The sequence below is a fragment of the Escherichia sp. 20412-1 genome (assembly GCF_003027595.1).
In the GTDB taxonomy this organism is placed as follows: Bacteria; Pseudomonadota; Gammaproteobacteria; order Enterobacterales; family Enterobacteriaceae; genus Escherichia; species Escherichia marmotae.
In genome coordinates, this window is the sequence record NZ_PYQM01000090.1 from 1 (window position 1) to 3,039 (window position 3,039).

Annotated in this window: 1 rRNA gene; it reads left to right on the forward strand. The window is 52.7% G+C overall.

The features are described 5' to 3' along the window. Window positions 1-122 precede the first annotated feature (122 nt). Window positions 123-3,027, forward strand: a 23S ribosomal RNA gene (locus C7B16_RS23900). The last annotated feature ends 12 nt before the right edge of the window (window positions 3,028-3,039 follow it).

Here is a 3,039-nt window from a genome sequence, read left to right on the forward strand (position 1 = left end):
TTTGCTCTTTAAAAATCTGGATCAAGCTGAAAATTGAAACACTGAACAACGAAAGTTGTTCGTGAGTCTCTCAAATTTTCGCAACACGATGATGGATCGTAAGAAACATCTTCGGGTTGTGAGGTTAAGCGACTAAGCGTACACGGTGGATGCCCTGGCAGTCAGAGGCGATGAAGGACGTGCTAATCTGCGATAAGCGTCGGTAAGGTGATATGAACCGTTATAACCGGCGATTTCCGAATGGGGAAACCCAGTGTGATTCGTCACACTATCATTAACTGAATCCATAGGTTAATGAGGCGAACCGGGGGAACTGAAACATCTAAGTACCCCGAGGAAAAGAAATCAACCGAGATTCCCCCAGTAGCGGCGAGCGAACGGGGAGGAGCCCAGAGCCTGAATCAGTGTGTGTGTTAGTGGAAGCGTCTGGAAAGGCGTGCGATACAGGGTGACAGCCCCGTACACAAAAATGCACATGCTGTGAGCTCGATGAGTAGGGCGGGACACGTGGTATCCTGTCTGAATATGGGGGGACCATCCTCCAAGGCTAAATACTCCTGACTGACCGATAGTGAACCAGTACCGTGAGGGAAAGGCGAAAAGAACCCCGGCGAGGGGAGTGAAAAAGAACCTGAAACCGTGTACGTACAAGCAGTGGGAGCCTCTTTAATGGGGTGACTGCGTACCTTTTGTATAATGGGTCAGCGACTTATATTCTGTAGCAAGGTTAACCGAATAGGGGAGCCGAAGGGAAACCGAGTCTTAACTGGGCGTTAAGTTGCAGGGTATAGACCCGAAACCCGGTGATCTAGCCATGGGCAGGTTGAAGGTTGGGTAACACTAACTGGAGGACCGAACCGACTAATGTTGAAAAATTAGCGGATGACTTGTGGCTGGGGGTGAAAGGCCAATCAAACCGGGAGATAGCTGGTTCTCCCCGAAAGCTATTTAGGTAGCGCCTCGTGAATTCATCTCCGGGGGTAGAGCACTGTTTCGGCAAGGGGGTCATCCCGACTTACCAACCCGATGCAAACTGCGAATACCGGAGAATGTTATCACGGGAGACACACGGCGGGTGCTAACGTCCGTCGTGAAGAGGGAAACAACCCAGACCGCCAGCTAAGGTCCCAAAGTCATGGTTAAGTGGGAAACGATGTGGGAAGGCCCAGACAGCCAGGATGTTGGCTTAGAAGCAGCCATCATTTAAAGAAAGCGTAATAGCTCACTGGTCGAGTCGGCCTGCGCGGAAGATGTAACGGGGCTAAACCATGCACCGAAGCTGCGGCAGCGACACTGTGTGTTGTTGGGTAGGGGAGCGTTCTGTAAGCCGTTGAAGGTGGCCTGTGAGGGTTGCTGGAGGTATCAGAAGTGCGAATGCTGACATAAGTAACGATAAAGCGGGTGAAAAGCCCGCTCGCCGGAAGACCAAGGGTTCCTGTCCAACGTTAATCGGGGCAGGGTGAGTCGACCCCTAAGGCGAGGCCGAAAGGCGTAGTCGATGGGAAACAGGTTAATATTCCTGTACTTGGTGTTACTGCGAAGGGGGGACGGAGAAGGCTATGTTGGCCGGGCGACGGTTGTCCCGGTTTAAGCGTGTAGGCTGATTTTCCAGGCAAATCCGGAGAATCAAGGCTGAGGCGTGATGACGAGGCACTACGGTGCTGAAGCAACAAATGCCCTGCTTCCAGGAAAAGCCTCTAAGCATCAGGTAACATCAAATCGTACCCCAAACCGACACAGGTGGTCAGGTAGAGAATACCAAGGCGCTTGAGAGAACTCGGGTGAAGGAACTAGGCAAAATGGTGCCGTAACTTCGGGAGAAGGCACGCTGATATGTAGGTGAAGCGACTTGCTCGTGGAGCTGAAATCAGTCGAAGATACCAGCTGGCTGCAACTGTTTATTAAAAACACAGCACTGTGCAAACACGAAAGTGGACGTATACGGTGTGACGCCTGCCCGGTGCCGGAAGGTTAATTGATGGGGTCAGCCGCAAGGCGAAGCTCTTGATCGAAGCCCCGGTAAACGGCGGCCGTAACTATAACGGTCCTAAGGTAGCGAAATTCCTTGTCGGGTAAGTTCCGACCTGCACGAATGGCGTAATGATGGCCAGGCTGTCTCCACCCGAGACTCAGTGAAATTGAACTCGCTGTGAAGATGCAGTGTACCCGCGGCAAGACGGAAAGACCCCGTGAACCTTTACTATAGCTTGACACTGAACATTGAGCCTTGATGTGTAGGATAGGTGGGAGGCTTTGAAGTGTGGACGCCAGTCTGCATGGAGCCGACCTTGAAATACCACCCTTTAATGTTTGATGTTCTAACGTGGACCCGTGATCCGGGTTGCGGACAGTGTCTGGTGGGTAGTTTGACTGGGGCGGTCTCCTCCTAAAGAGTAACGGAGGAGCACGAAGGTTGGCTAATCCTGGTCGGACATCAGGAGGTTAGTGCAATGGCATAAGCCAGCTTGACTGCGAGCGTGACGGCGCGAGCAGGTGCGAAAGCAGGTCATAGTGATCCGGTGGTTCTGAATGGAAGGGCCATCGCTCAACGGATAAAAGGTACTCCGGGGATAACAGGCTGATACCGCCCAAGAGTTCATATCGACGGCGGTGTTTGGCACCTCGATGTCGGCTCATCACATCCTGGGGCTGAAGTAGGTCCCAAGGGTATGGCTGTTCGCCATTTAAAGTGGTACGCGAGCTGGGTTTAGAACGTCGTGAGACAGTTCGGTCCCTATCTGCCGTGGGCGCTGGAGAACTGAGGGGGGCTGCTCCTAGTACGAGAGGACCGGAGTGGACGCATCACTGGTGTTCGGGTTGTCATGCCAATGGCACTGCCCGGTAGCTAAATGCGGAAGAGATAAGTGCTGAAAGCATCTAAGCACGAAACTTGCCCCGAGATGAGTTCTCCCTGAGACTTTAAGTCTCCTGAAGGAACGTTGAAGACGACGACGTTGATAGGCCGGGTGTGTAAGCGCAGCGATGCGTTGAGCTAACCGGTACTAATGAACCGTGAGGCTTAACCTTACAACGCCGAAG